This window comes from Mesorhizobium kowhaii (assembly GCF_003253745.1).
In the GTDB taxonomy this organism is placed as follows: domain Bacteria; phylum Pseudomonadota; class Alphaproteobacteria; order Rhizobiales; family Rhizobiaceae; genus Mesorhizobium; species Mesorhizobium kowhaii.
In genome coordinates this window covers 1-26,121 of record NZ_MZXV01000075.1, presented here as the reverse complement: position 1 = coordinate 26,121, position 26,121 = coordinate 1, and the positions used below count along the sequence as shown (strand labels likewise).

Genomic DNA, 26,121 nt, shown 5'->3' with positions numbered 1-26,121 from the left:
TCTCGAAACGAACATGTCCTGCGGGCGATTCACCAGATCGTCACCCGCGCCGGGCGGCACATCCCGCCCTATAGGGTCAGATCAGGAACCGTGTTTGACAATTCCTCCGTTCGGGATTGAACCTTGCCGGGCATTGTCGAGACCCATGCATGTCCGGTTCTCCAACAAGGAAGTTCTCCAATGCTTGTACGCGCGGCCGCTGTCCTGTCCCTCTTCGCCTGGCTGCCCCTGGCGCATGCCGCCGAGCAGAGCATCCCGGCCGGCACTGAGGGCCAGATCGAGTTCAACACGCCGTCCGACAACATTGGCTGCATCTACACGGCGAAGGGCGGCACCAGCACCTATGAGCCGCAGGACGGCGGTCCGGAACTCAGCTGCTCACGCGTCGCGCCGAGCTATGTCACCATCATCCTAGGCCCCAAAGGGCCGGCGACGCTGATCAAGAACCCTGGCGAGCAACCTTGCTGCAGCGATGCCACTAGGCTCGCTTACGGCAACCGCTGGAGCGAAGGTCCGTTCTCGTGCGAATCGTCGACCAAGGGCCTGACCTGCACGGCCACAAACGGCCATGGATTTTTTATCAGCAAGGCCAAGGTGGCGGTGAAGTGACACCTGTTCTTGGCACGGAATGGGAGCGTGGCCGGTCTCAGCCGACCTTTTCCAATTCGCCGCGCGCCTTGGCAGCAGCCACCTGACGAATGGCATCGGCCAGGGTGTCGACGTCCTGTGCGCCCATGACCGCATATTTGCCCTCGAGCAGGAAGCAAGGCACGCCTGATATGCCCATGCGCGACGCGGTGGCGATCTCGGTGCGAACCGCCTCAACGTCGGCGTCGGTCGGCAAAAGCGTGGCAACCACGGATGCATCCATGCCGGCCTCGCGCGCGGCCTCGATCAGCACGGTATGGTCGCCGATGTCAGCGCCTTCCTCGAAATTGAGCTGGAACAGGCGGCGCACCAGCCGATTCTGCACGGCTTCGCCGGCGGCACCGGCCCAGCGGATCAGGCGGTGCGCATCGAGCGTGTTCGGCGCCACCTTGATGGCGTCGAACGCGAACGAAATGCCCTCGGCTTCGCCCAGCGGTTCGATGCGGGCATGAATTTCGCGGATGCGTTCGTCGCTGCCGAACTTGGCCAGCATATATTCGTGGCGATCCTTGCCTTGCGGCGGAATGGTCGGATCGAGCTGGAACGGCCGCCAGCGGACATGCACCTCGGTGCCGTCGCCAACAGCGGCGATCGCCTTGTCGAGCCGCTTCTGGCCGATGAAGCACCATGGACAGACGACGTCGGACACCACATCGACGGTGATGGCGCTCAGTTCGCTCATCTCGATCTCCTGAATCCTCAGTTCGGCTTGCGCCACCAGCTTGGCAGTTGATACCCAAATATGGGCGTCTTTTGCGGATGGTCCAGATAGTTCCAGTAGGCAATCCATTGCTGCGTGTTGTACTGCGTCGGCACCATGTAATTGCCGGAGATCAGCAACCGGTCGAGAACGCGGACCGCGGCGACGTAATCTTCTTTCGACCGGGCTCGCAGCATCGCGTCAATCGCAGCGTCCACCGCCGGATCGGCGACCCCGGCCAGGTTGAACGAGCCTTCGGCCTTGGCCGCCTCGGATCCCCAGCGTCCGAGCTGTTCGATGCCCGGCGACAACGAGTTGTTGAAGCCGCTTGATCCAATCAGAGCCTCGAAGTCAAAGCGCTGCTTGCGCGACTGGATCTGGTCGCCGTCGAGGCTGCGAATCGTCACATCGATGCCGATCTTCTCGAGCGAGCGCTGGTAGATGCCGGCAAGGCGCTCCTCGTCCTGCGAGGCGACCAGAATCTCGAAACCGAAGGGTTTGCCGTCGGGATCGAGCATTGTCCCGTCCTGCACGTGGTAACCGACGCTTTTCAGCAGCTCGAAGGCCGCCTTCAGCACCTTGCGATCCTGCCCTGATCCGTCGGTGACCGGTGGCCGGTACGTGCCATCCATGACATCGGCCGGCACGCGGCCGGGGTAGGGCGCCAGAAGTGCCTTTTCCCTGTCGTCGGCCGGATGACCGAGCGCGGAAAGCTCGGAATTCTGCCAGTAACTCATCGCGCGCGCATATTTGCCGCCGAACAGGTTCTTGTTGGCCCATTCAAAGTCGTAGAGCATGCCGAGTGCACGCCGCACGACCGGGTTGGCGAACTTCTGCAGCCGCATGTTGAACAGGAAACCGGTCACCACGGGCGGAATGCCGGTGTCGAAGGTTTCGGCAACCACATCGCCCTTGTGGAAGGCCGGAAAATCGAGATCGCGCTCGCGCTTGACCGGATCGCTGTCGTCGTCGATGGCGCAAAGGCCCTTCTTGAACGCTTCGAGCTTGGCGTTGGCGTTGAGGAAATACTCGATGGTGATCTGGTCGTAATTGTCGAAACCGCGCTTGGCCGGGACGTCCTTGCCCCAGTAATCGGGGTTGCGCTTGAAGACAATGCGTTGGCCAGGCTGTACCTGCGCAACGGTGTAGGGGCCACTGCCGATCAGTGGCTTCAGCGTCGTCTTGTCGAACGTCTCCTTGTCGAAGGCATGCTTCGGCAGGATCGGCGTCAGCGCGATGATCAAGGGCGTCTCACGATTGGCCTTGTCGTTGAAGGTGAAGCGCACACTGTGGTCGCCGGTCTTTTCAAGCTTGGCGATCAGGCTCATCCGCGCACTGTAGGGCGGGCGACCCTTGTCGGTATAGACATCGTAGGTGAACAGCACGTCCTCCGGCGTCACCGGCTGGCCATCCGACCATTTGGCTTTCGGGTTCAGATGGAATTCGATGCTCTTGCGCTCGGGATCCATGTCGGCGGTGTCGGCAAGCAAGCCGTACAGACTGAAAGGCTCATCGTAGTTGCGCTGCATCAGCGGCTCAAAGACGAGATTGCCGTAATTCTGATCCATCATGCCGCGCGCCGTCGTGCGCAGGCTCTTGAGGATGAAGGGGTTGAGATTGTCGAAACTGCCGACGACGCAATAGGTGATCGAGCCACCCTTCGGCGCATCCGGATTGACGTAGTTGAAATGCGTGTAGTCGGGTGGCAGGGCCGGTTCGCCCTGCATGGCGATGGCGTGCTTCGGCTCCGACGCGGCCGGCTGATGCGAAAGGGCGAGAAACGATATCGCGGTGATCAGCCAAACAAGAACGCGGCCCATGACCGTCTCCTTACTGGGTCGGCTTGATGATTCGGTGCGCACCCTAGCATGAGGCAGCTGCGTGCCGGCCAATGGCGTCATCAAGAATTACAAGTGGCGGGCTGGATTCGACATCGCTTGCAGTGTAACACGCCCCCCGAAGTCATTCTGTTGCCTCATTTTGGCAACAGGTAGCTGGACCACACGGCGCGAAGAAGCCGGTCCTGGGATCATTTGAGAGGAAGTGCACGACATGACGAGCCTGAACAGCAACGCGTACCGCCTGTCGGTCATGGCCGCTGGCGTGGTCGGCTTTCTGGGCGCAGGGCTTCCCGCTGCTTCCGCACAGCAGCAACAGCAGATTCCGCAAGGCTGGTTCAAGGCTTGCACCAAGCAGGAAGACGTCGACATCTGCAACGTCCAGAACATCACCACCGCCGGCAACGGCCAGCTGATCACCGGCGTCAGCCTGATCGAGCTGAAGGGCAAGGTGAACCGCAAGGTGTTCCAGGTGACGGTCCCGACCGGTCGTCTGGTGCCTCCCGGCATCGGCCTGCAGATCGACACCGGCAAGGCACAGAAGCTCGACTATGTGATCTGCTTCCCGGATCGTTGCGTGGCGGAAGTGCCGCTCACCGACCAGCTCGTCGCCGCGTTCAAGAAGGGCCAGGCAATCACGTTGACCTCGGTCAATTTCCAGAATCAGCCGAATCCGATCAAGGTCGCCCTGCAGGGCTTCAGTGGTGCCTATGACGGCCCGCCGCTGCAGCAGTCCGACATCGAGGACCGGCAGAAGAAGCTTCAGGACTTCGTCGCCAAGAACAACCAGGATTTCGCCAAGAAGCTCAAGGACGAGCAGGACAAGGCGAAGACCGCCAACTGATCAGCCGATTTTTATCGGCCTAATAAAAAAGCGGGGGTCATGCCCCGCTTTTTTTGCACCTGTCGTTTGGCCGGTCAGTGCCTGGACTGCCGTTTCGGCTCGTAACGACCGTCCGGCTTCTTGTCGAACATCTCCTTGATCTGCGGATGCCGGACCGGCTCGCCCGACTGATCCTCGAGCAGATTCTGCTCGGAGACATAGGCGATGTATTCGGTTTCCGAATTCTCGGCGAGCAGATGATAGAAGGGTTGATCCTTGCGCGGGCGCACGTCGGCGGGGATGGCTTCGTACCATTCGTCGGTGTTGGCGAATTGCGGATCGACGTCGAAAATGATGCCCCTGAAGGGAAACAGCCGGTGGCGAACCACCTGTCCGATCGCGAATTTGGCTGTTTTCATCATACTCACCACTGAATTCCCTAGACTTATTTGGCGCAGACCGGGCGTCAATTCAATCCCGAAGCGTTTTGAGCGCGCCTTGAAGCTACGCAGGGCGCGGCGCAAAGGTTTTGCCGCATGCGGTTGATGTCGACGATCGCCGATGAGGCAGACTGCCGGGATGTCCAGAGAATGGCTATCAGCGCGCCGGCCTTCGCAGGCCGCCGGCCAGCGCCGCGAAGCCGCTGCCGGGACGAAGCCCCTCGCGCATGAAAAAGGCGCGAAGCGGCGCGAAGCCGCCGAGCACGCCGAGCCCGGCAACACGGGCCATCTGTGCCGGCAGCAGGTCGGAAAGCAGCGACATGTTGAGCAGATTGACCGCACTGCTGCGCGCCAGAATATCGGGGCGGCGTTTGAAATCGTAGGCTGCAAGGGCCTTGGCAGCGCCGGGGTCAGTACGATTTTCACCTGCAATACCAACGAGATCGTCGATATCCCTGATACCGAGATTGAGGCCTTGCGCGCCGATCGGCGGAAACACGTGGGCGGCTTCGCCGACAAGCGCCACGCGCTCCCGCGCGAAACGCAGCGGCGTCACCGCCGAAAGCGGATAGATCTGCCGGCCCGGCTCGACCGTCACCCGGCCCAGCATCGACTGCATCTGCTGTTCGACCCGCAGCGAAAGCGTTGCATCGTCCAATGCGGCGAGTTCCGTTGCGGTCTCGGGCTTCACCACCCACACAAGGCTCGAGCGATTGCCGGGCAGCGGAACCTGCGTGAACGGACCGGTCTCGGTGTGGAATTCGGTCGAGGTGAAGGCATGATCGCCGCTGTGACGGAAATTGAGGACAAAAGCTGCCTGCGGGTAGGAGCGAGCCGAGGTCGAGATGCCGGCGGCCTGGCGCGCCGGCGACAGCCGTCCGTCGGCGGCGACCGCCAGGGAAGCATCCACCGTGCTGCCATCGGCCAGGACGGCACGGGCATATTCGGCATCGAGATGCCAGTTCGCCACCATCGACCGTCGCCATTCGATGCCGGTATGCGTGGCAACTGTGCCGGCGAGTGCGGGATTGAGGACGCTGTTGGGCAGGTTCAGCCCGAACTGGTCCTCGCCAATCTCGCTGGCACGGAAGGTGACGACGGGGCTACGGATCAGCCGGCTGGTCGCGTCGACGATGCGCATCACTTTCAGAGGCGCCGCCTTGGGCTTGATGTCTTCGAGCACGCCCAGCCGCGCAAGCACCTGCAAGGCGGGGTTCATCAGGGCTGTCGTGCGGCCATCAGGGGCAGAAGCTTCGGGCCCGACAAGCGTCACCGGGAAACCGGCATCGGCGAAAGCGAGCGCCGCGATCAGCCCTGCCGGCCCCGTGCCAGCAACCAGTATCCGCGCAGTTTCCTGATGCTCCAAGATCGGCTTCCGGCTTGCAATGCGAGGCGGTCCACCCGACCTGCCAGTCGATGAGCATATAGGTCAATTCATGCCGCTTGATCAACGCGGCGATTCGGCCCATTCGGATGTCATGACCGGCCAGCAAGACGATTTCAACCATCTCGACCGCGCCGGCCGCGCCATGGCGAACATCGCGCGCAGTCCCCGTTTGACGGTAAACGTCGCTGTCGGCGCTTGTATCCTGCTTGCCTGGCTGTTCCTTGCCGCGATGGCAATCCGCGGCGCCGAGGGGCGGATTCCGGGCGTCAGCGGCCCTGGCGACGCTCTCCTGCGCAACCTGCCGCGACTGCCGTTACCGGATTTCCTGGAGCGGTTCTTTGCGCTCTGCCTCTCGCCCGCGCCGCTGGACGGAAGTGCCGGCGTGCAGGCAGGCGCACTCGTCTTGATGTGGTTCCTGATGGCGATCGCGACCATGCTGCCTTCGGCCGCCCCGATGATCCGCACCTATTGCGAGATCGCCGACACGGCTCGAATCAAGGGCGAGCCGGTCGTTCATCCGCTGGTGCTGGTTGCCGGTTACCTCAGTGTCTGGCTCGCTGCCTCCGCGATGTTCGCAACGCTGACCCTTGCCAGTCACGCATTCGCTTCGTCCGGCGGGATGCTCGACCCGGTCGTCGGCATTGCCGGCGCGCTCGCTCTGCTGATTGCGGGCCTCTACCAATTCAGCGGCCTGAAGGAGGCCTGTCTGAAGAAATGCAAGAACCCGTTCTCGATCCTGTTCGCGAACTGGAGCGCGAGGCCCATCCGCGTCTTCCGGCTTGGCGTCGCGCAAGGCCTGTGGTGCCTCGGCTGCTGCTGGGCGTTGATGCTGGTGATGTTCGCCGTCGGGGTGATGAACGTCTTCTGGATGGCGTTGATCGGGCTGTTCACCCTGATCGAAAAACAAACGGCGAGCAGGGTTCCAACCCGGCTGGCCGGTGCGATACTGCTTGTCTGGGCAGCAGCGCTGCTAGTAGTCTCGCTATGAGTGGGGGAAAATCGATGGCAGATCAGAGCTGGGCGATGAAAGGAGAGCTCGTACTCTCCTGCAATTGCACGGTTTTTTGCCCTTGCGTGCTGTCGCTCGGCAATCATCCACCGACCGAAGGCTATTGCCAGACCTGGGCGGGGTTTCGCATCGATGCCGGCCATTTCGGCGACGTCGACCTGTCGGGGCTCAATCTCGGACTGATCATGGAAATCCCCGGCTATATGAGCCGCGGCAACTGGACCGCCGGCCTGTTCATCGACAAGCGCGCCTCGGTCTACGCGGTCAAGGCGTTGACGAAGATTTTCACCGGCAAGGCGGGCGGGACCACATCGTTGCTCTCCATCCTTGTCGGCAAATTCCTCGGTGTCGAACAAGTGCCGATCACCTATGAGACGCGTGACAGGACACGCATCTTCCAGATACCGAAGATCATCGACGGGGCGGTGACACCGATCCCCGGCAAGGACCGCGACAAGGATACGGTGATCAGCAATTCGGAATATTGGATTGCGCCTGAGATCATCGTTGCCAGGTCCGACAAGAGCAAGATGCGGGCTTTCGGCCGCAACTGGAATTTCGCTGGCCGTTCGGCCGAAATCTGCAAGCTGGATTGGCGGGGCCCGTGAGCAAGAACACAACGGCCAGGAAGATCACGGCCAAGAAGTTGACTGATCGTATTCCGCGACCGAAGAAGAAAGTCACCTGGCCGCAGGCGAGGGCGTTCTCCGTCCATTTGCTGACCGCCTCGGGCTCGTTCCTGGCCTTCCTGTCGCTGGTGGCGGCGAGCGAAGAGCGCTGGACCGCGATGTTCTGGTGGCTGGGGCTGGCATTGTTCGTCGACGGCATCGACGGGCCGATCGCCAGAAAGCTCGAGGTCAAGGAGATCCTGCCGACCTGGTCGGGCGAAGTGCTCGACAACATCATCGACTACGTGACCTACGTCCTGATCCCGGCCTTCGCGCTTTACCAGCGCGGCTTCATGGGCGAGGGACTGTCATTCCTGTCGGCGGCGATCATCGTCGTCTCAAGCGCCATCTACTATGCCGACACCGGCATGAAGACGAAGGAGAATTTCTTCAAGGGATTCCCTGTGGTCTGGAACATGGTGGTGTTCACGCTGTTCGTCATCGAACCGGGACAATGGGTTTCGTTCGCGGTGGTGGTGGTGGCCGGCATTCTGACTTTCGTGCCGATCAACTTCATCCATCCGGTGCGGGTGGTGCGGCTGCGGCGCATCAATCTCGCGATGACGCTTTTGTGGTGCGCTTTTGGCGCACTGGCGCTGGCGCAGGCGGCACTGGCTGCCTTCTACGATCAGATCGGCGTGCTGGGCGAGCAGGTCAGCACCTTCACCAAGATCGGCATCACCATTACCGGGCTCTACCTCGCCTGCATCGGTGGCGTCATGCAGTTCTTTCCAAATCTCGGTGCCAAAAAAGCCTGACTAGCCCCAAGGAAGCCCAGCCCATGTCCAAAGCGATCCGCATCCACGCCAATGGTGGCCCGGAAGTCCTGACCTATGAGGACGCCGATCCCGGCCGGCCAGGATCAGAGCAGATCCTGATCCGGCATACGGCGATCGGCCTCAATTTCATCGATGTCTATCATCGCACGGGCCTTTATCCGCCGCCGGGCGGATTTCCGCTGATTCCGGGCAGTGAGGCTGCCGGCGTCGTGCTGGAGGTCGGCCAGGGCGTCGACTGGCTGAAGCCGGGCGACCGGATCGCCTATTCGACGAATGTCGGCGCCTATGCCGAACAACGCGTGATTGCCGCTGACCGGGTGGTGAGGATTCCGGACGGCATAAGCGACGAACAGGCGGCCGCGATGATGCTGAAAGGCATGACCGCTGAATACCTGCTGCGCCGGACTTTCAAAGTGAAAGCAGGCGACACGATCCTGTTTCACGCCGCGGCCGGCGGCGTCGGGCTTATCCTCGGGCAATGGGCGAAACATCTCGGCGCGACCGTCATCGGCACCGCCAGCTCAACCGACAAGATCGAGCTCGCCAAGGCGCATGGCTTCGACCATGTCATCAACTACAAGGAACAGGATTTCGTCGCCGGCGTCGCCGCTATCACCGGCGGCCGCAAATGCGACGTCGTCTACGATTCGGTCGGCAACGACACGTTTCCGGCTTCGCTCGACTGCCTGAGGCCGCTCGGCATGTTCGTCAGCTTCGGCCAGTCCTCGGGACCGATCCCGCCGTTCAGCATGTCGTTGCTGGCCCAGAAGGGCTCACTGTTCGCCACAAGGCCGACCTTGTTCGTCTACAATGCAAAACGCGAGGATCTCGATGCTTCAGCCGCCGCCTTGTTCGAGGTCGTGCTCAGTGGTGCCGTCAAGGTCAAGATCAACCAGCGCTATGCGCTCAAGGACGTCGGCAAGGCGCATTCCGACCTTGAAGGCCGCAGGACGACAGGGACCACCATTCTCATCCCTTAGGGTGTGTAGCTATTCAGGTGATGCCGGCCTGACCTGAATATCAACACACCCTGGTCCCTTCTGCCTTGCTATCCCTTGAATTTCCGCTGAAATTCTTGAAGCTCTTTCAAGACGCGTGCCGCTTTCCGATGAGAGCAGGCCGCGCCTACCATGCTTGCGGGAACACAGAACATATCTGGCTAACCAGATGGGAGGCACTGTGAGTGCAAATCAGGATGCCACGAACCTGCTCGAGGTCCGTGGCCTTACCAAGATATTCGGCACGCTGACGGCGTGCGATCATATCGATCTCGACATCGCCAGGGGTGAAATCCACGCTTTGCTCGGCGAAAACGGCGCCGGCAAGTCGACGCTGGTCAAGATGCTGTTCGGCTCGCTTGAGCCCAATTCCGGCGAGATTTTCTGGAACGGCCAGGCCGTCAGGATTTCCAGCCCGGGCGTGGCGAAAAAGCTCGGCATCGGCATGGTGTTCCAGCATTTTTCGCTGTTCGAGGCGCTGACCGCGGCCGAGAACATCGCGCTGTCGCTGGATGACGGTTCGCCGATCAGCAGCATCGCGGCGAAGGCGAGAGCGCTTTCCTACAGCTACGGCCTGCCGCTCGATCCAGAATCTCTGGTCGGCGACCTGTCGGTCGGCGAGCGCCAGCGCATCGAAATCATCCGCTGCCTTCTGCAAACGCCACAGCTCATCATTTTGGACGAGCCGACCTCGGTGCTGACGCCGCAGGAAGCCGACAAGCTGTTCCAGACGCTGGAGCGTCTGCGCTCGGAAGGCAAATCCATCCTCTACATTTCGCACCGGCTTGAAGAGGTCAAACGCATCTGCGACCGCGCCACCGTGTTGCGACATGGCAAGGTGGTCGGCCACTGCAATCCGCGGGAGGAAACAGCCTCGTCGCTGGCCCGCATGATGGTCGGCAACGAAGTGCAGGCCGTGGTGCGTGCGCCGGTCGATGGGATCGAAACCGCGCAGCCGCTGCTCGAAATCCGCAACCTCAGCCGCAAGCCGGCAACGCCGTTCTCGATACCGCTCAAGGGCATCAGCCTGAACGTCCGCGCCGGCGAGGTGATCGGCATCGCGGGCGTCGCCGGCAACGGCCAGGGCGAATTCTTCGAATCCGTCTCCGGCGAGGTGTTGCAGCAGGATGCCGCCTCCGTGCGCATTCGCGGCAAGGATGCGGGCGGCCTCACCATCACCGGACGCCGCTTGTTGGGGGCTGCCTTCGTGCCGGAAGAGCGCCTCGGCCATGGTGCCGCGCCGCGCATGAAGCTTTCCGAAAACCTGCTGCTGTCGCGCCATGCCACCGACGGCAAGGCCTTTGTCGGCACCGGTGGAATGGTCAAGAGCGGCGCCATCTACGCCGCTGCCCAACGCATCATCGAGGCGATGGATGTGCGCAAGAGCGCGCCGGATCCGGAGGCCGCGGCACTTTCGGGCGGCAATCTGCAGAAATTCATCGTCGGACGTGAACTCGACCGCCGGCCTAGCGTCATGGTGGTCAACCAGCCGACCTGGGGTGTCGACGCGGGTGCTGCCGCCCACATCCGGCAGGCCCTGATCGAACTGTCACGCAGCGGATCGGCGGTGCTGGTGATCAGCCAGGACCTCGACGAGCTGTTCGAGATATCGGATGCGATCGCGGTCATGCACAATGGCGAGCTATCCAAGCCGTTGCCGATCGCCGAGGCGACCTTCGAGAAGGTCGGCTTGCTGATGGGCGGCGCCGAGCCCGGCCACGCCGAACATACGCTGGAGACGGCATGATGCGCCTCGAACTCGTCAAACGCCCGCAGCGCTCCGTGCTGTTCTCGGCCCTGTCGCCATTCCTCGCCTTCGCACTGACGATCATCGCCGGCGCCATCATGTTCGCGCTGCTCGGCGTCAACCCGTTGACCGCTTTCCGGATCTACTTCATCGAGCCGGTCAGCCAGGTCTGGCAGTTGCATGAACTGGCGATCAAGGCGGCGCCGCTCATCCTGATCGCTGTCGGCCTGTCGGTTTGCTACAAGGCCAACATCTGGAACATCGGCGCCGAGGGTCAATTCATCCTGGGCGGCATCGCTGGTTCGATCATTCCGGTGCTGTTTCCGCAGTTCGAAGGTCCACTGGTGCTGCCGCTGATGCTGTTGCTCGGCATGGTCGGCGGTGCCGCCTATGCGGCAATCCCGGCTCTGCTCAAGACGCGCTTCGGCACCAACGAGATCCTGACCAGCCTGATGCTGGTCTATGTCGCCCAGCTCTTCCTCGACTGGCTGGTGCGCGGACCGTGGCGCGATCCGCAGGGCCATGGTTTCCCGCAGACCATTCAGTTCAACGACTCGGCCGTCCTGCCGGAACTGATGCCGGATGCCGGACGGGCAAACTGGGGATTTGTCTTCGCGCTGATCGCCGCGGTGCTGGTCTGGATCCTGATGAGCCGCATGCTGAAGGGTTTTGAGGTCCGCGTGCTGGGCTCAAGCCCGCGGGCAGGGCGCTTCGCCGGCTTCGGCCTCAACCGCATGGTGTTCTTCGCCTTCCTGCTGTCGGGTGCCTTGGCAGGCCTTGCCGGCATCTCGGAAGTTTCGGGCGCCATCGGCCAGCTGCAGCCTGTCATTTCGCCCGGCTATGGCTTCACCGCCATCATCGTGGCGTTCCTTGGTCGCCTCAACCCACTCGGCATCGTTGCCGCCGGCCTGGTGCTGGCGCTGACCTATCTCGGCGGTGAAGCAGTGCAAAGCGCGCTCGGCATCTCCGACAAGGTGGCGCGGGTGTTCCAGGGCATGCTGCTGTTCTTCGTGCTCGGCTGCGACACGCTCATTCACTACCGCATTCGTCTGATCGGCCTGGCACTGACCAAACCGGAAAGTGCTGCGAAACTCGAAGCCGCGCCAAAGTTGAAGGAAGCCCGTTGATGGACATCACCGTAAACATCCTTCTGACCATCGCTACCGCTGCGACTCCCCTGCTGATCGCGGCGATCGGCGAACTGGTGGTCGAGCGCTCCGGCGTGCTCAATCTCGGCGTCGAAGGCATGATGATCATGGGCGCCGTCGGCGGCTTCGGCGCCACCTATCTAACGGGATCACCCTGGATCGGCCTTCTGGCGGCGATCGCCATGGGCGCGGTGTTCTCGCTGCTGTTCGCCGTCATGACGCTGTCGCTGGCCACCAACCAGGTGGCGACCGGCCTGTCGCTGACGCTGCTCGGCCTCGGCCTCTCCGGCATGATGGGGACGAGCTTTGTCGGCCAGCCCGGCGAGCGGCTGCCCAACCTCGACATCCCTGGGCTGACCTCGATCCCTGTCATCGGCAGGCTGCTGTTCGGGCAGGACCCGATCTTCTACATCTCGATCGCGCTGACCGCGGCCGTCATGTGGTTCCTGTTCAAGACCCGTACCGGGCTGACGCTGCGCTCGATCGGCGACAGCCATACGTCAGCCCATGCACTGGGCATCCACGTCATCCGCTATCGTTATCTCGCGGTGATCTTCGGCGGCGCCTGTGCCGGTCTCGCCGGCGGCCATCTGTCGCTGGTCTACACGCCGCAATGGGTCGAGAACATGACGGCCGGCCGCGGCTGGATCGCGCTGGCACTGGTGGTGTTCGCGTCGTGGCGGCCATGGCGGGTGCTGGCCGGCGCCTACATCTTCGGCGCGGTGTGGATCGGCCAGCTTCATGCACAGGCTTTTGGCATTCCAGTGCCGTCACAGTTTCTTTCTTCGCTACCCTATCTGGCAACCGTCGTGGTTCTCGTTCTAATCTCGCGCAACAAGCGTCTGACGATGATGAACACGCCGGCTTCCTTGGGGCAGCCATTCGTTCCGGATCGTTGACAATAAAAACAGACGGGAAGCTCCAAGGCTTAACACAGAGAGGTAACACAATGAAAAAACTGCTTATTGCCCTGATGACCACGACAGCGGCATTTTCGCTGGCAGCGTCCGCAGAGGCAGCCGACAAATTGAAAGCTTGCTGGGTCTACACCGGCCCGATCGGTGATTTCGGCTATTCCTACCAGCACGACCAGGGCCGTCTCGAGGTGGAGAAGGCGCTCGGCGACAAGGTCGAAACCGCCTATCTCGAAAACGTCTCCGAGGGCCCCGATGCCGACCGTGCTTTCGAGCGTCTGGCACGCGAAGGCTGCAAGATCATCTTCGGCACTTCCTTCGGCTTCATGGACCCGGAAGTGAAGGTCGCCAAGAAATTCCCCAAAGTGATGTTCGAGCACGCAACCGGCTACAAGACCGGTGACAATCTCGGCATCTACAATGCGCGTTTCTATGAAGGCCGCTATGTGCTCGGCCAGATCGCCGCCAAGGAATCGAAGGCTGGCGTCGCCGGCTACATCGTTTCCTTCCCGATCCCCGAAGTGGTGATGGGCATCAACTCCTTCATGCTCGGAGCACAGTCGATCAATCCGAACTTCAAGGCCAAGATCGTCTGGGTGAACTCGTGGTTCGATCCGGGCAAGGAAGCCGACGCCGCCAAGGCGCTGTTCGACCAGGGCGCCGACATCGTCGTCCAGCACACCGATTCGACCGCTGCCCTGCAGGTGGCCGAAGAGCGCAAGCTGCACGGCTTCGGCCAGTCCTCGGACATGATCAAGTTCGCGCCGAACGCGGCACTGACCTCGCTTACCGACGAATGGGGCCCGTACTACATCAGCCGGGTCCAGGCAGCCCTCGACGGCACCTGGAAGCCGGACAATGTCTGGCTCGGCATCAAGGACGGCGCGGTCAAGCTCGCGCCTTTCACCAACATGCCCGACGACGTGAAGGCGATGGCGGAAGCCACCGCAAAGAAGATTGCCGGCGGCTGGAATCCCTTCACCGGACCGATCGCCAAGCAGGACGGCACGCCGTGGCTGAAGGATGGCGAGGTCGCCGATGACGGCACGCTGCTCGGCATGAACTTCTATGTGAAGGGCGTCGACGACAAGCTGCCGCAATAAGCGACGCGAGAGACCAAGAGGAAAGGGCGCCGCGTGGCGCCCTTTTCATTCGGCGGGTTGCGTCCCGGCTTGGGTGCGACGAAATCTCGCCAACCCGACATCGACCGCGCGGCCGAGCCAAATCCTGAGCAGCCGCTGCGCTGGTCGTTCGCAGGTGCGCCAGATCGCGCACGAAACAATGAGCACGAGTGGGATGCAGCCAACGGCGGCAAACCATTTGCCGACCAGCGGTACCGCGGCGTTGATGGCGAGATAACCGATGTTCTGGTGCAGGAGATAGAGCGGATAGGTCAGCCCGCCGAGCGCCAGAGTGAGCGCCGATGACCGGACACGATGGCGCAGCAGCACCGCGCCGATCAGCGCGCCATGCATGACGACGTTGGCGACGACGAGATTGGCCGACGAAACGGCAATGCCATAGTGGTCCTGCATCCAGTGCTGCGTCACGGATAGTGTGCCGCATGAGATCAGGAACGATGCTGCAAGCAGCAGCAAGGCGGGCAGGGAACGGCCATGTGCGTGGAGGTGGTGGACCAGCACGCCGGCGGCGAAGAACGGCCCGAACTCGGTGATGAACAGCAGCCTTGCCGCGCCGCTGCCGAGGAAGAATTCGTTCAAGGCCGAGATCGCCAGCCAGATGAAGATCAATTCCAGCTTGCGTCTCTGGAAGAGCCCGGTGAACAGGGCCAGCGTCACCCAACCGTAGAAAACCAGTTCAAGAACGATCGACCAGTAGACGCCATCCATGAAAGGCTGGCCGAAGGCTGGCGCGAACATCGACAGATTGGCGGCATACTGGGCGAAAGAGGCTGGAAGCAGCGGTGTGCCGGCAAGGACGACAATCGCGAAGGTGATTGTCATGCAGAGCAGGAAGCCCGGATAGAGGCGAACGAAACGCGCGATCGCAAACTGGTCCCAGCGACGGCTTTCCGCCGACCAGGCAATGACGAAACCGCTGATCAGAAAGAACAGATTGACGCCGAGATAGCCGTAGAGGGCGAACGGCGCGGCAAGCGGATAACCCTCGCCGATAACGCCTTCGGCGGCCGCGCCGCGAAAGAAATAGTGAAAGAGCACGACAGCCAGCGCCGCCGTCAGCTTGAGCAGGTCCAGCGTCGCGATGTAATCCTGGCTGGCAGGTCTGACGTGCATCCGAATTTCCGCATTTACGGTCGGGAAACCATACTGCGGATCGCGGCTGAACGGGTTAAGAGGGCTGAACTATCGCCAGGTGTAGTAAACGGCCTGTCAGACCGCCGAACCGTAGAGGTCATAGGCATCGGCGCGGTTGATCTTGACGGTGACGATGTCGCCGGCACGCAGCGGACGGCGCGACTGGATATGCACCGAGCCGTCGATTTCGGGCGCGTCGTATTTGGTGCGGCCCTTTGCCGATGTGCCGTGCGCTTCGTCGATCAGCACCGGCAGGCGCTTGCCGACCTTCTTGGCCAGCTGCGTCGCCGAGATCTTCTGCTGACGCTGCATGAAGCGATGCCAGCGCGCTTCCTTGATCTCCTGCGGAACCTGTTCGAGGCCGAGATCGTTGGAGCGGGCGCCCCGGACCGGCTCGTATTTGAAGCAGCCGGCGCGGTCGATCTTGGCCTCGTCGAGCCAGTCGAGCAGCATTTCGAAATCATCATCCGTTTCGCCGGGAAAGCCGACGATGAAGGTCGAGCGGATGGCGAGATCCGGGCAGACCTCGCGCCAGCCGCGGATGCGCTCAAGCGTCTTTTCGCCATGGGCGGGCCGACGCATGTTCTTCAGCACCTGCGGCGAAGCATGCTGGAACGGGATGTCCAGATAAGGAAGGATCTTGCCTTCGGCCATCAGCGGGATGACGTCAGCAACATGCGGGTAGGGGTAGACATAGTGCATGCGGACCCAGATGCCGAGCTTGCCCAACTCCTCGGAAAGATCGAGGAACTTCGCCCGCACTTCGCGGTCGCCGAACATGCTGGTCTGGTACTTGATGTCGATACCGTAGGCGCTGGTGTCCTGCGAGATGACGAGGATCTCCTTGACGCCGGCCTTGGCCAGTTTCTCGGCTTCGCGCAGCACATCGGCCGCGGGCCGCGAGACGAGGTCGCCACGCAGCGCCGGGATAATGCAGAAGGTGCAGCGGTTGTTGCAGCCTTCGGAAATCTTGAGATAGGCGTAGTGGCGCGGGGTCAGCTTGACGCCTTGTGGCGGCAGCAGGTCGATATAGGGATCGTGCGAAGGTGGCGCCGCCTCATGCACGGCAGCCATCACGCTCTCATAGGCCTGCGGCCCGGTGATCGCCAGCACATTGGGGTGCCTCTCGCGAATGACGTCCGGCTCTGCACCAAGGCAGCCGGTGACGATGACCCTGCCGTTTTCCGAAAGCGCGGAGCCGATGGCGTTGAGCGACTCGTCGCGGGCGGAATCGAGAAAGCCGCAGGTGTTGACCACGACAAGATCGGCACCATCATGCTTGCGTGCGATCTCGTAACCCTCGGCGCGCAGGCGCGTGATGATGCGTTCCGAATCCACAAGGGCCTTCGGGCATCCAAGACTGACAAAACTCACGCGAGGAGCGGACATATAGGGTTTCCGGGCTTTTCAGGATTGCCGGCGCAGTACCACACTTATTGCGGCATTGGTATGGGCACGCCTTCGATGCGGCAAAACGCACAGCGATTGCGCCGCGGAACATGCTTTTCCGGATCGAAGAAGCGGCGGGCAGGCGCCTCAGCTGACCACGTTGTTTACATGCGGCCAGACTTCCATCGCACCACGATAAACCATGTCCACCGCCACATAGAGAATGATGAGCAGGCCGATATAGGCGATCCAGCGGTGGCGATGCAGCAGCTTGGCGATGAAAGTCGCGGCGAGCCCCATCAGCGCGATCGACAGCACGAGGCCGATGACCAGCACCGGGAAATGATCGCGCGCAGCACCTGCGACCGCCAGCACGTTGTCGAGCGACATCGACACGTCAGCGACGACGATCTGCAATGCTGCCTGGCCGAGCGTCTTGCGCTTCGTCTTGCCGGCCACTCTGTTGTCGCTGTTGAGATCGGAGTTCGACAGCGCCTCGGTCGCTTCCAGCTCATCGGCATGGGACGTGCGCAGCTCGCGGTACATCTTCCAGCAGACCCACAGCAGCAAGATACCGCCGGCCAGCAGCAGGCCGACGATCGCCAGCAGCTTGACGGTAACAGCGGCAAAGCCGATGCGCAGCACCGTTGCCGCCAGCACGCCGATGAGGATCGCCTTCTTGCGTTGTTCGGCCGGCAAGCCGGCAGCAGCAAGGCCAATGACGATCGCATTGTCGCCAGCCAGCACCAGGTCGATGGCGATGACCTGGAGCAGGGCCGTCAGGCTGGCAGCGCTGAAAATGTCCATCGACCGGAAGCCCTTGCTGGTTCGCCGAGTGTTCGTCGATTATCCAGACCGGCCCTAACTTGGTGGTCCCTTGGCGTCAAGGGACCACTCGCGACGACCTGACCAAACTATCTTGTGCCGAAGCCGCATTAGAGGATCCGCGGCGCTCGCCGACAGCCGGGCAGAACCACCACGGCCGACCACAAATCAATCGTAGAGATTATACTTTGCCCAATCGGCTTCCGGAATCTCGTCGCCGATCCGATAGCGGAGCTGCAAAACCTGCATATGGTCGGGCGCCGTCTGGCACTTGAATTTCAGCCGGTACCATTGTCCCTTGCTGCGAAACGCGGCACCCGGGCTTCTGATTGCATCAGCGCCCATCTCGGGCGTCGCGAAGGCGTAGGCGACGACGCGATCCGCCTTGAACTTGCGATCGTCATGGGTGATCCGGTCGAGCACTTCGGCGTCACAACGCTGTTCAAGACGGGTTTGGGGATCGAGTTTTAACAGGCCGGCGCGCAAGGCATTGTCCATTGCGTTGGCCGGAAAACCCAGTGTCACGGACGCCAGGGCCGTCATGCAGAGCTTCTTCATGGGCGGGACAAGCATCATATTTTGTCGGAAAAATCAACCAAGGGGAGGGCCTCGAACCCTCCAGGAATCATCAATCAGATGGTCGATGCGTTCAAAATTGCGTGTCGAGATTCATCGTGCGACGGCTGCGGCCAACGGACCAACGAGGCACGGCCGGCATCCGTGAGATCGTAGAGGCCGCGATCGACGCGCGCGAACCAGCCATAGACATTGTGCCGCAGAATTTTCGGCGCGATCAGCGTCAGCGCCTTCAGATCACGCGGGCGCTTGGGTCCATCCGCCATGGCGGCGGCGCAGGCGAGGGCGCTTTGGCGATAGGCGGTCATAATCGGATTGCGCGATCCTCCTCCCGCGACAGGATCGCCGCGACGGCGCTGGTGCTCGTCGACCAGGCGAGAGCGCCGGCGCGCATTCTTGCGCGGCGCCATGGCGATCGGGCTGAGAAGCACCTCGACCCGGTCATTCGCGGTCACGCCCAGCAGGCCGAAGCCAAGCCGGCGGCAGAGATTGCGAAACCGCGCATCGCCTTCGCGTCCCTTGCCCCGGGCCGATAGGCGCGCGGCCAGCCACACCTCGTCGCAGGCTGTCGCACGGTCCACGCCCTGCAGCACAAGCTCAAGATTGAACTGCAGCTTCAGCTCGCAGATGACGACGATGGGCGGCTCTCCGTCGCGCACCGCGACGATGTCGCAGCCACCGATCTCACCCTTCACGACGAAGTCGAGGCTTTCGAGGAACCGCTTCACCGGCGCATAAAGTGAGGTCTCGTTCATACCCAAGAGACTTAGCCGATTCGGTGCAAAAAGCCTTCCTGCCAGCACACAGCCGTTGGGAGCGCGCCCAGCAGTCCGATTGAGGTCGCCCGATTGGTGGGAACAAACCTGTCCCGATGCCATACCGTGTCAGGCGTCAGCTTCGGTGCTCGGTGCTGCTGGATTCGATAGCTGCCCGCGGGGCAGGAGCGGATAGCCGATCTGACCAAAATAGGTGGAAGGGACCGGATCATCGACGCCGTACTTCTCCGGCACCTTGTTGCCGGTGGCATTATAGGTACCGAACATCACGTCGAGGAAGGGCAACTGCCCGGCGAAGTTCTTGTCATAGGCTTCACGCTGGTTGGCATGGTGCCAGCGATGGAACTGCGGGCTGGCGATCAGCCACTTCAAAGGGCCGAACGTGATCCGCATGTTTGAATGGACAAGCATCGTGTGCCAAAAATAGATCAATGAAAAGACGGCGATCGAGGCTTCGGAGAACCCAAGGAAAAAGATCGGCGTCAGCGATATTGCCTTCGTGACTATGATGTCGATCGGGTGAGAGTGGAAAGCGCCGAGCCAGTCCAACTCCTTGATGCCGTGGTGAACGGCATGGAACTTCCAAAGCGCAGGGATTTTATGGAAGGCGCGATGTGTCCAATAGACGCCGGCATCGGTGATCAGGATGATTTCCGCAACCTGCAGCCAGATGGGCTGACCTCCGACGGCCTGCGTTATCGATTGCGGGACAAGGATTGCAGCGACGCCGAGGATACTGGCGGCCATCATGACGACGGCTGCCTTTATGATGAAGCTGTTGAACAGCACATAGATCAGATCGACAGCCAGGCCCTGGCGGAAGATCTTCTGCGGCCGCTCGGCAAACAGATTTTCGAACGGAATGAAGATTAGCGCGCAGATCAACAGCGCCTTGATACCAAAGATATCCATTCACCCGCCTCTATCGCCCTGTCTTTCGCCAGAGCACCGTTTGCGCTCCAGCTCCTGATCAGAACCACATCTCCCTTTCCAAAGGCTGAAGCGGTCTTCCAGTAATGCTCCTGGCCGGAATGTGATGGATGCGCTTGTCATTCGCGGAAAGCGGCTGATCCCGTACTTTAGAGCGGTTCATCGTTTCACGGAAACGTGGAACCGCGCTCTCTCTTTGTTTTGACGCAATTCCCCTAGGGAAAGCGCTATGCGCTTTTCCCGGGAAAACCGCTTCAAACTTTTCCTGGAATTGCTCTAACGCGCCAAGCCGCGCTTGATGCGATCGACCACCGCCCTTACCGGGGCGGATGCACGCCAGGTCGTGCTGGACGTTATGGCGTCCTGGCGAGCCTGCGCCTCCTGGCTCGCCTTTCGCGCACGTTCAATCTCCTCGACCAGCCGCGAATTGTCCGAGCGCAGGTGCTCCAACTCGGCATCGTTTTGGCGCGAGTGCACGCTGGCTATGTGAGACCATAGCTGCCGTTGCCATCGGTCCAGGGAAGTCTCCCGGTCCAATGCGTGAGGCTGGAGCTGATCCCGGACCGCGGACGCGAGCCTGCCGAGGCCCATCACGGCCACGGTGTCCGGAAGGAAAACCGTCTCGTGCATAATGCCGAGACGATCGAGAAAGCGCTCCGCATTGACAATCGCATCCGCGATCAGGTTGGCGTCGTGGAAGGAAACGATGCAGTCCGGTTTCATAAGCGACAGAACGCCGACAAAGTCCGAAAAACAGGCCGTGTTCGTGTGCTCTGCGTCGATCAGCGCGAGCGTCGCCTTGGGCTCGATCGACTCGGAAGGCACAGCGGAGACGTCGCTATCAATGGTGGTCAGTTTGGCCATTGCGGCGGGCGGAAGCCTGTCCGACAGCAAGGTGATCATCCGGGCCGCCGTGTTGTCGGGGTAGTGAAAAACCTCGGCACGTTCGTCGGGCTGGGTCGCTGGCCGTAGATCGACCGATATCGCCGCCTCACAGGCCGGATCGATCAGGTGCGGTAACAGGCTGCCGCCGATATCCGAGCCAACCTCGAGATAGACGTAGCGGCCGAGCATCGATCGAGCAAAATTCTGCACGCGCAGGAAACTTGTGCGGTCACTGAGCGTGCTTCCGGTATTGACCTGGAAAACAGCAATGTCGAGCGTCTCGATCATGCCCATCGCTTGATTGGCGGTTAGCATTCAGGGGGCTCCGTTAGACAGTTATTCGCAGCTCGCTTGCATGGCGCGACTGGTTGGATCGTGCAAATCCTGTTGCACTTCGTTTGGATATCCGCAACAGCGTATTTCGATACGGAACTGTTACGCGCCTTGAAAGGTCGACGATGAACCGCCTCTATACAGATCTCCTGATCAAGATCATCGCCAATACAATCTACGGCTCTGGTTCGCAGGTGATCGATCCCTCGAAAATGGGAGAGTCGACCCCCTTCAATCGCGAGGATCGCCTCGTGGGTCGCGATTGGCCGACGGTTGCTCATTCGATGGCGGGCGTCAGGCGTCTGACAAATGTGCGCGATCTCGTCCAGCGCGCCATCGATGAGAACGTGCCTGGGGATTTCATTGAGACCGGCGTCTGGCGCGGCGGCTGCTGTATCCTCATGAGAGGCGTGCTGGCCGCCAACGGGATCAAGGACAGGAAGGTGTACGTTGCGGACTCATTTGACGGTTTGCCACCGCCGGATCCCGAGAATTTTCCGGCCGACCAGGGTGACAGGCTGCACGAATACCGCCAGCTGGCGATTGATCAGGCACAGGTCGAATCCAACTTTGCCGCCTATGACCTGCTGGACGACCAGGTGGTCTTCGTCAAAGGCCTGTTCGGGGACACCTTGCCTGGCCTGAAAGCCGGTCCATTCGCCCTGATTCGACTGGACGGCGATATGTACGAGTCGACCACCGACAGCCTCGAAGCGCTCTATCCAAGACTGTCGCCCGGCGGATTCACGATCATCGACGACCTTGCGCTTCCACCATGCCGGCAGGCGGTCGAGGACTACCGCGCGCGCAACGGCATCAAAGCCGAGCTCCACGAGATAGACTGGACAGGCGGTTGGTGGCAGAAGCCAATGGCTGACAACTGAGCCACGGAAGCGCGATGAAAACGAACTACCTGTCCGTCGTCGTTGTCGCCTACAACATTCCCCGAGAACTGCCGCGAACCTTGCTTTCGCTCGCATCGCCCTATCAGCAAGGCGTGACGACGGACGATTACGAGGTCATCGTCGTCGATAACGGATCATCACCGGCCGTTGGCGAGGGCCTGGTCGCGGACTATGGGCCGAACTTTCGCCTGCTGCGCATCGATGACGCATTGCCTTCGCCGGCGGCTGCCGTCAATCGCGGGATAAGGGAGGCGAGGGGTGACAAGATCGGCGTGATGATCGACGGCGCGCGGATCGTGACGCCCGGGTTGGTGCATTTCGCTCGCATCGGCCTGGGCATGGCTCCGACGGCAGTCGTGGCCGCGCCTGGTTGGTATCTTGGCAGCGACTCCCAGGTGAATGCGCGTGGCAATGGCTATACGAAGGCCATAGAGGATTCGCTTTTGCAATCGATCCGATGGCCGGAAGATGGATATCGGTTGTTCGAGATCGGGACGATGGATGAGTCGTCGGTCGATCCGTGGTTCACGCCGATATCCGAGGCCAATGCTCTGTTCATGAGCCGGGAGAACTGGCAGGCGATCGATGGCATGGATGAGCGCTTCAGCTATCCGGGAGGCGGCTTCGTCAACATCGATACGCTCGAACGAGCGATGGAGATGCCGCGGGCACAGCTCATCCTCACTCTGGGGGAGGCAACATTTCACCAGTTGCACGGGGGCGTCGCCACCAACGCAAGCGTCGAACAGCCCAAACACTGGCTCCTCTGGAAGGCCGAAAGGGATGCATTGAGGGGTCGCGAGGACTTTACCTTTCACGCCCCCTCGGCGTTCGTGGGATCGCTGCCTCGAGCGCTTGCACCGCACCTTGCCCGCGCCCTGATTGCGTCCCCGCACGGCGTCGGGCCAGCCACGGCGGCGGGCTTCAGGGCGCCATTGAAGGCATCGGAAGAACCCGCGCCGACGAACCAGGCAGCCGCGACACTCGTCGAGTTGGCCAAGGCCCAGTTCGAGCGCGGGAATTACAAGGCGGCGGCAGACATCGCTCGCATTGCAAGCAGCCATGCACCCGCCGAGCTTGCAACGTCACGCCTGCTTTTGTCCGCCGGCCTTCTTTCGCGGTACAGTGAGGATCGGGATGCCGCCTATTTTACGGCGATCGGCGATGCGCACCGTGTCATCGGCGAGAACGAAACGGCTGATAGTCAATACCGCAAGGCACTGGCGCTTGCCGCTGACAGCGTGGGTGCCCATACCGGCCTGGCCAGTATGCGGATGTCGGGGCCTTCCTATTACGACTGGCTGGAGCGTCTTTACGCAGAGCTGAAGCCCGCTGTCGTGGTGGAGATAGGCGTCTTTGACGGTGTATCGCTTTCCAAGATCAAGGCACCAACCCTTGCAATAGGCATCGATCCCAACCCACGCGCCACCGTGGCGCTCGGCGCGGAGACGCACATTTTTCCGGAGACGAGTGACGCCTTCTTTGATCGCGGTGGAGCGGACGCCTTGCTTGCCGGCCGCCCGGTCGGCGTCGGGTTCATCGACGGTCTACACAGTTTCGACCAGGTGCTGCGCGATTTTGCGAACCTCGAACGCTATTGCGACGCCGGCTCGGTTCTGCTCGTGCACGACACCGCCGCCCTGGACGAAGCGACGCAAAGGGTTCCGCCGACGACGCAATTCCACACCGGCGATGTCTGGAAATTGGTACCGGCGCTGAAGACGCTGCGGCCGGACCTCGACGTGTTCACCATTGCCACGCCGTGGACCGGGCTCACCGTCATATCCGGCTTCGGCAAGGGCGGATACGATCGTTCATGGATGGTCGACGCGGGCCAACGCTTTGCAAACATGGAGTTTGCCGAGATCGAGGCAAACCTTGGCGAGGCGCTTAGCCTGGTTGCAAACGAATGGGAGCCGGTGTTTGCGCGGCTCAGAGCCAACCTCGTCGGCAAAGCAGGTGGCAATCACAATCAACGCAGCTGGCGGCGGCAAATTGCGAAGCTGGTGAAGAGGCTATGATGGGCGGGTTCCTGCATCAGTACTTTTTGAACAACAGCGGCAAGGAGATGTACAAGTGGCTGCACTATTTCGACGTTTACGAGCGCCACTTCGAACGGTTCCGAAACCGGAGGCCGGTCGTCGTTGAAATCGGCGTCTACAAGGGAGGATCGCTTGAGATGTGGCGTGCCTATTTCGGCGAGGGCGCGCGAATCGTCGGAATAGACATCGATCCTGCATGCAAGGCGCACGAGTCCGAAGGGGTTGAGGTCTTCATCGGAAGTCAGGACGACCCTCAACTGCTCGATCGGATCGTCGAGAAGTATGGTCCCATCGACATCGTCATCGATGATGGTAGCCACATGATGGATCATGTCATCGCGACATTCGAGCATCTCTACAATCACGTGCAGCCGAACGGGGTGTACTTCGTCGAGGACACGCATACGAGTTATTGGGATGACTATGGCGGCGGGCTGCGCAAGCCGGGATCGTTCATGGAATTCGCCAAGGCAAAGCTCGACGAGATCAACGCGCATCACGCGCGCGGCGCCTTGCCGCCGAGCGCCTTCACCAATGCAACAGACTCGATCTGTGTTTATGACAGCATTGTCGTCTTTGAAAAACGGCCGCAGGGCAAACGTCAGTCCCTCTTGACAGGACAGGGTTAGAATCCGTTCACGGGCCGGTCTGAAACCGTTGGCTCTCGGTGCTTCGCGCTTAAGGTGGGTCCGAACGGAAGTAATCGCGCCGACGATCTTGGGCCAATTATTCCCTGAAGGCCCGGGAAAGCTGATCGGTGATGGGTTTCATCAGATAAGACCAGACAGCGCGGTCACCAGTCTGGATATGCAATTCGGCAGGCATGCCCGGAATGAGCCGGGTTGCCGTTTTCAGGCAGATCGCCTCGTCTGTAATGTTGATGCGGGCCTCGTAGTAGGCAGTCTTGTTGGCTGCGTCCTTGACCAGATCGGGGGAGATACGATCCACCGTTCCATGACACTCCGGCGTGGTGTTGCGATCGAAGGCCGAGAAGCGGATGACGACTGCCTGGCCAAGGCTGACATCGTCGATGCGCAAGGGCGGAACCTGGGCATCGATCACCAGGTCGTCCGTCTGCGGCACGATCAGCATCATGGTCTCGCCAGACGCGACAACGCCGCCAACCGTGTGGATCGCAAGTTCCTGCACGACGCCTGATTGCGGGGCCTTAATTGTCATATGGCCCAGCTGGTCTATGGCCACCTGCTTGCGCTCGACCAGTTCGGCCTCCTTGCCTTCGGCCTCGCGCAGGTCGGCATTGGCGCTTTTGCGAAAGTCGTTGTCGAGCTGGATCCTGGCCAGCGCGTTCTCGCTGATGCGCCCTTCTACTTCGGCGATCGCGGCCAGGAGTCTTCCGGCCTCGCCCTTTTGCTGGATCGTCTGTGTCTTCAAAGCGGTCAGGCGATCCAACGACGCGAACCTCTTGGCGTAGAGATCCTGGATGATGGCGAGGTCGTTGGTCGCCAGGTCAAGAGCTTCCAGGGCTGCGGCGCGCTGGGCTTTGAGGCCTTCGATCTGTTCGCGATATTGGTCGTTGCGGGTTCCAAGCTGCGCCTTCTGGCTTTCCAGAAGCGTCATGTTGCTTTGATGCAATGCGTTTTCACCCGCGATGAGGATCGCCATTGCGGGATCGCTGGCCCGGGCGGACAGATCGTCCGGGATGATCATCTCGTCGCGGCCGATGGTCTCTGCCTCCAGGCGGGCCATTTGCAGCCGTGCGCGGTCCAGCTGTTGGCCGACAATGCCGAGATTTGCGCGTGCCACCGTATCGTCGAAGCGAACCAGGACCTGGCCGGCCGTAACCTTGTCGCCATTTCGCACAAGGATTTTGCTGACGGTTCCGCCAGTCTGCTCCTGCACCTTCTTCACATTCGATTCCACCACCACCGTTCCGTTGGCGATAACCGCACCGGCAAGGGATGTGGTCCCGGCCCAGATGCCGATGCCGCCAACAAGTGCCGCGACAACGACGAGGCCGGATCCAATGGTCGATCGAACTCCGTCGTGGCGCATCGGCGGGCGTTGCAATGCGGGCAGGGCTGCTCCGTGCGATAGCGCCATGTCGGCCGTTTGCATGGGCGAGTG

The 26,121-nt window shown here is 61.4% G+C and carries 25 protein-coding genes and 1 pseudogene; 14 read left to right on the top strand and 12 right to left on the bottom strand.

Annotated elements, in window-relative coordinates:
* Nucleotides 1–180 precede the first annotated feature (180 nt).
* On the top strand, nt 181–609 hold the full coding sequence (locus B5V02_RS33120) for a hypothetical protein (RefSeq protein WP_111548189.1): 429 nt from the start codon (nt 181–183) through the stop codon (nt 607–609).
* 37 nt (nt 610–646) lie between these two features.
* On the opposite strand, the gene B5V02_RS33115 is transcribed toward B5V02_RS33120, so the two are convergent.
* Together B5V02_RS33115 and B5V02_RS33110 are read right to left on the bottom strand one after the other, a co-directional pair.
* Nucleotides 647–1,330, bottom strand: a complete 684-nt coding sequence (locus B5V02_RS33115; protein WP_111548251.1) for a DsbA family oxidoreductase — start codon at nt 1,328–1,330, stop codon at nt 647–649.
* Between the two features lie 17 nt (nt 1,331–1,347).
* Nucleotides 1,348–3,168, bottom strand: a complete 1,821-nt coding sequence (locus tag B5V02_RS33110) for an extracellular solute-binding protein (protein WP_111548188.1) — start codon at nt 3,166–3,168, stop codon at nt 1,348–1,350.
* A gap of 232 nt (nt 3,169–3,400) precedes the next feature.
* Here B5V02_RS33110 and B5V02_RS33105 point away from each other — a divergent pair, with 232 nt between their 5' ends.
* Nucleotides 3,401–4,030 (top strand): invasion associated locus B family protein, encoded by a 630-nt coding sequence (locus tag B5V02_RS33105; protein WP_111548187.1) that lies wholly within the window; start codon nt 3,401–3,403, stop codon nt 4,028–4,030.
* Nucleotides 4,031–4,104: 74 nt separating this feature from the next.
* On the opposite strand, the gene hspQ is transcribed toward B5V02_RS33105, so the two are convergent.
* Nucleotides 4,105–4,428, bottom strand: coding sequence for a heat shock protein HspQ (gene hspQ / locus B5V02_RS33100; RefSeq protein WP_027027770.1), 324 nt, complete (start codon nt 4,426–4,428; stop codon nt 4,105–4,107).
* 178 nt (nt 4,429–4,606) lie between these two features.
* The gene (locus B5V02_RS33095) at nt 4,607–5,815 is read right to left on the bottom strand and encodes a UbiH/UbiF family hydroxylase (RefSeq protein WP_111548185.1); all 1,209 of its coding nucleotides are present in this window, start codon (nt 5,813–5,815) and stop codon (nt 4,607–4,609) included.
* Between the two features lie 70 nt (nt 5,816–5,885).
* Here B5V02_RS33095 and B5V02_RS33090 point away from each other — a divergent pair, with 70 nt between their 5' ends.
* From B5V02_RS33090 to B5V02_RS33055, 8 genes are all read left to right on the top strand, one after another.
* Nucleotides 5,886–6,824 (top strand): DUF2182 domain-containing protein, encoded by a 939-nt coding sequence (locus tag B5V02_RS33090; RefSeq protein ID WP_111548250.1) that lies wholly within the window; start codon nt 5,886–5,888, stop codon nt 6,822–6,824.
* A 14-nt stretch (nt 6,825–6,838) separates the two neighbouring features.
* Nucleotides 6,839–7,453: a DUF1326 domain-containing protein gene (locus tag B5V02_RS33085; protein ID WP_111548184.1), complete on the top strand. Its 615-nt coding sequence runs from the start codon at nt 6,839–6,841 to the stop codon at nt 7,451–7,453.
* Entirely contained in the window at nt 7,450–8,271 is an 822-nt protein-coding gene (pcsA, locus tag B5V02_RS33080; RefSeq protein WP_111548249.1) for a phosphatidylcholine synthase, read from the top strand. Before B5V02_RS33085 ends, pcsA begins: the two co-directional genes overlap by 4 nt.
* Nucleotides 8,272–8,294: 23 nt before the next feature.
* Nucleotides 8,295–9,272 carry a quinone oxidoreductase family protein gene (locus tag B5V02_RS33075; RefSeq protein WP_111548183.1) on the top strand — a complete coding sequence of 326 codons (978 nt, stop codon included), beginning with the start codon at nt 8,295–8,297 and terminating at the stop codon, nt 9,270–9,272.
* A gap of 187 nt (nt 9,273–9,459) precedes the next feature.
* Nucleotides 9,460–11,037 carry an ABC transporter ATP-binding protein gene (locus tag B5V02_RS33070; RefSeq protein WP_167458770.1) on the top strand — a complete coding sequence of 526 codons (1,578 nt, stop codon included), beginning with the start codon at nt 9,460–9,462 and terminating at the stop codon, nt 11,035–11,037.
* On the top strand, nt 11,034–12,164 hold the full coding sequence (locus tag B5V02_RS33065) for an ABC transporter permease (RefSeq protein WP_111548182.1): 1,131 nt from the start codon (nt 11,034–11,036) through the stop codon (nt 12,162–12,164). The genes B5V02_RS33070 and B5V02_RS33065 overlap by 4 nt, the downstream gene beginning before the upstream one ends.
* Complete coding sequence (locus tag B5V02_RS33060) at nt 12,164–13,084, top strand: ABC transporter permease (protein ID WP_111548181.1); 921 nt, start codon at nt 12,164–12,166, stop codon at nt 13,082–13,084. The genes B5V02_RS33065 and B5V02_RS33060 overlap by 1 nt, the downstream gene beginning before the upstream one ends.
* A gap of 50 nt (nt 13,085–13,134) precedes the next feature.
* Nucleotides 13,135–14,202 carry a BMP family ABC transporter substrate-binding protein gene (locus B5V02_RS33055; protein WP_111548180.1) on the top strand — a complete coding sequence of 356 codons (1,068 nt, stop codon included), beginning with the start codon at nt 13,135–13,137 and terminating at the stop codon, nt 14,200–14,202.
* Between the two features lie 45 nt (nt 14,203–14,247).
* Here the strand turns inward: B5V02_RS33055 and B5V02_RS33050 are convergent, their stop codons facing one another.
* From B5V02_RS33050 to B5V02_RS33020, 7 genes are all read right to left on the bottom strand, one after another.
* Nucleotides 14,248–15,354: an acyltransferase family protein gene (locus tag B5V02_RS33050; protein WP_111548179.1), complete on the bottom strand. Its 1,107-nt coding sequence runs from the start codon at nt 15,352–15,354 to the stop codon at nt 14,248–14,250.
* A 96-nt stretch (nt 15,355–15,450) separates the two neighbouring features.
* The gene (gene rimO / locus B5V02_RS33045) at nt 15,451–16,764 is read right to left on the bottom strand and encodes a 30S ribosomal protein S12 methylthiotransferase RimO (protein ID WP_111548178.1); all 1,314 of its coding nucleotides are present in this window, start codon (nt 16,762–16,764) and stop codon (nt 15,451–15,453) included.
* A 147-nt stretch (nt 16,765–16,911) separates the two neighbouring features.
* Complete coding sequence (locus B5V02_RS33040) at nt 16,912–17,571, bottom strand: TerC family protein (protein ID WP_111548177.1); 660 nt, start codon at nt 17,569–17,571, stop codon at nt 16,912–16,914.
* 186 nt (nt 17,572–17,757) lie between these two features.
* A complete protein-coding gene (locus B5V02_RS33035) occupies nt 17,758–18,165 on the bottom strand; it encodes a DUF930 domain-containing protein (RefSeq protein ID WP_167458769.1) in 408 nt (135 codons plus the stop codon).
* Between the two features lie 56 nt (nt 18,166–18,221).
* On the bottom strand, nt 18,222–18,920 hold the full coding sequence (locus B5V02_RS33030) for a DUF2161 domain-containing phosphodiesterase (protein WP_111548176.1): 699 nt from the start codon (nt 18,918–18,920) through the stop codon (nt 18,222–18,224).
* 129 nt (nt 18,921–19,049) lie between these two features.
* A complete protein-coding gene (locus B5V02_RS33025) occupies nt 19,050–19,853 on the bottom strand; it encodes a sterol desaturase family protein (RefSeq protein WP_111548175.1) in 804 nt (267 codons plus the stop codon).
* A 294-nt stretch (nt 19,854–20,147) separates the two neighbouring features.
* A complete protein-coding gene (locus B5V02_RS33020; protein WP_146606201.1) occupies nt 20,148–21,071 on the bottom strand; it encodes a class I SAM-dependent methyltransferase in 924 nt (307 codons plus the stop codon).
* 53 nt (nt 21,072–21,124) lie between these two features.
* Here B5V02_RS33020 and B5V02_RS33015 point away from each other — a divergent pair, with 53 nt between their 5' ends.
* From B5V02_RS33015 to B5V02_RS33005, 4 genes and pseudogenes are all read left to right on the top strand, one after another.
* Nucleotides 21,125–21,973 carry a TylF/MycF/NovP-related O-methyltransferase gene (locus B5V02_RS33015; protein ID WP_245446347.1) on the top strand — a complete coding sequence of 283 codons (849 nt, stop codon included), beginning with the start codon at nt 21,125–21,127 and terminating at the stop codon, nt 21,971–21,973.
* Nucleotides 21,974–21,987: 14 nt separating this feature from the next.
* Nucleotides 21,988–22,260: pseudogene (locus B5V02_RS42840) on the top strand (glycosyltransferase family 2 protein); the annotation flags it as partial.
* A gap of 9 nt (nt 22,261–22,269) precedes the next feature.
* Nucleotides 22,270–24,015 (top strand): class I SAM-dependent methyltransferase, encoded by a 1,746-nt coding sequence (locus tag B5V02_RS33010; RefSeq protein WP_245446346.1) that lies wholly within the window; start codon nt 22,270–22,272, stop codon nt 24,013–24,015.
* Complete coding sequence (locus B5V02_RS33005) at nt 24,012–24,665, top strand: class I SAM-dependent methyltransferase (protein ID WP_111548171.1); 654 nt, start codon at nt 24,012–24,014, stop codon at nt 24,663–24,665. The genes B5V02_RS33010 and B5V02_RS33005 overlap by 4 nt, the downstream gene beginning before the upstream one ends.
* A gap of 97 nt (nt 24,666–24,762) precedes the next feature.
* Here the strand turns inward: B5V02_RS33005 and B5V02_RS33000 are convergent.
* The coding region (locus B5V02_RS33000) for an HlyD family type I secretion periplasmic adaptor subunit (protein WP_342633891.1) at nt 24,763–26,121 on the bottom strand (1,359 nt) is incomplete at its 5' end.

Coding starts and splice junctions, on each gene's coding strand:
- B5V02_RS33070 (WP_167458770.1), top strand. CDS start 9,460: ATGGGAGGCACTGTGAGTGCAAATCAGGATGCCACGAACCTGCTCGAG.
- B5V02_RS33030 (WP_111548176.1), bottom strand. CDS start 18,920: ATGAACGAGACCTCACTTTATGCGCCGGTGAAGCGGTTCCTCGAAAGC.
- B5V02_RS33085 (WP_111548184.1), top strand. CDS start 6,839: ATGGCAGATCAGAGCTGGGCGATGAAAGGAGAGCTCGTACTCTCCTGC.
- B5V02_RS33035 (WP_167458769.1), bottom strand. CDS start 18,165: ATGATGCTTGTCCCGCCCATGAAGAAGCTCTGCATGACGGCCCTGGCG.
- B5V02_RS33025 (WP_111548175.1), bottom strand. CDS start 19,853: ATGGATATCTTTGGTATCAAGGCGCTGTTGATCTGCGCGCTAATCTTC.
- B5V02_RS33010 (WP_245446346.1), top strand. CDS start 22,270: ATGATCGACGGCGCGCGGATCGTGACGCCCGGGTTGGTGCATTTCGCT.
- B5V02_RS33060 (WP_111548181.1), top strand. CDS start 12,164: ATGGACATCACCGTAAACATCCTTCTGACCATCGCTACCGCTGCGACT.
- B5V02_RS33020 (WP_146606201.1), bottom strand. CDS start 21,071: ATGCTAACCGCCAATCAAGCGATGGGCATGATCGAGACGCTCGACATT.
- hspQ (WP_027027770.1), bottom strand. CDS start 4,428: ATGAAAACAGCCAAATTCGCGATCGGACAGGTGGTTCGCCACCGGCTG.
- B5V02_RS33075 (WP_111548183.1), top strand. CDS start 8,295: ATGTCCAAAGCGATCCGCATCCACGCCAATGGTGGCCCGGAAGTCCTG.
- B5V02_RS33105 (WP_111548187.1), top strand. CDS start 3,401: ATGACGAGCCTGAACAGCAACGCGTACCGCCTGTCGGTCATGGCCGCT.
- rimO (WP_111548178.1), bottom strand. CDS start 16,764: ATGTCCGCTCCTCGCGTGAGTTTTGTCAGTCTTGGATGCCCGAAGGCC.
- B5V02_RS33040 (WP_111548177.1), bottom strand. CDS start 17,571: ATGGACATTTTCAGCGCTGCCAGCCTGACGGCCCTGCTCCAGGTCATC.
- B5V02_RS33055 (WP_111548180.1), top strand. CDS start 13,135: ATGAAAAAACTGCTTATTGCCCTGATGACCACGACAGCGGCATTTTCG.
- B5V02_RS33005 (WP_111548171.1), top strand. CDS start 24,012: ATGATGGGCGGGTTCCTGCATCAGTACTTTTTGAACAACAGCGGCAAG.
- B5V02_RS33065 (WP_111548182.1), top strand. CDS start 11,034: ATGATGCGCCTCGAACTCGTCAAACGCCCGCAGCGCTCCGTGCTGTTC.
- B5V02_RS33090 (WP_111548250.1), top strand. CDS start 5,886: ATGCCGCTTGATCAACGCGGCGATTCGGCCCATTCGGATGTCATGACC.
- B5V02_RS33110 (WP_111548188.1), bottom strand. CDS start 3,168: ATGGGCCGCGTTCTTGTTTGGCTGATCACCGCGATATCGTTTCTCGCC.
- B5V02_RS33115 (WP_111548251.1), bottom strand. CDS start 1,330: ATGAGCGAACTGAGCGCCATCACCGTCGATGTGGTGTCCGACGTCGTC.
- B5V02_RS33050 (WP_111548179.1), bottom strand. CDS start 15,354: ATGCACGTCAGACCTGCCAGCCAGGATTACATCGCGACGCTGGACCTG.
- B5V02_RS33120 (WP_111548189.1), top strand. CDS start 181: ATGCTTGTACGCGCGGCCGCTGTCCTGTCCCTCTTCGCCTGGCTGCCC.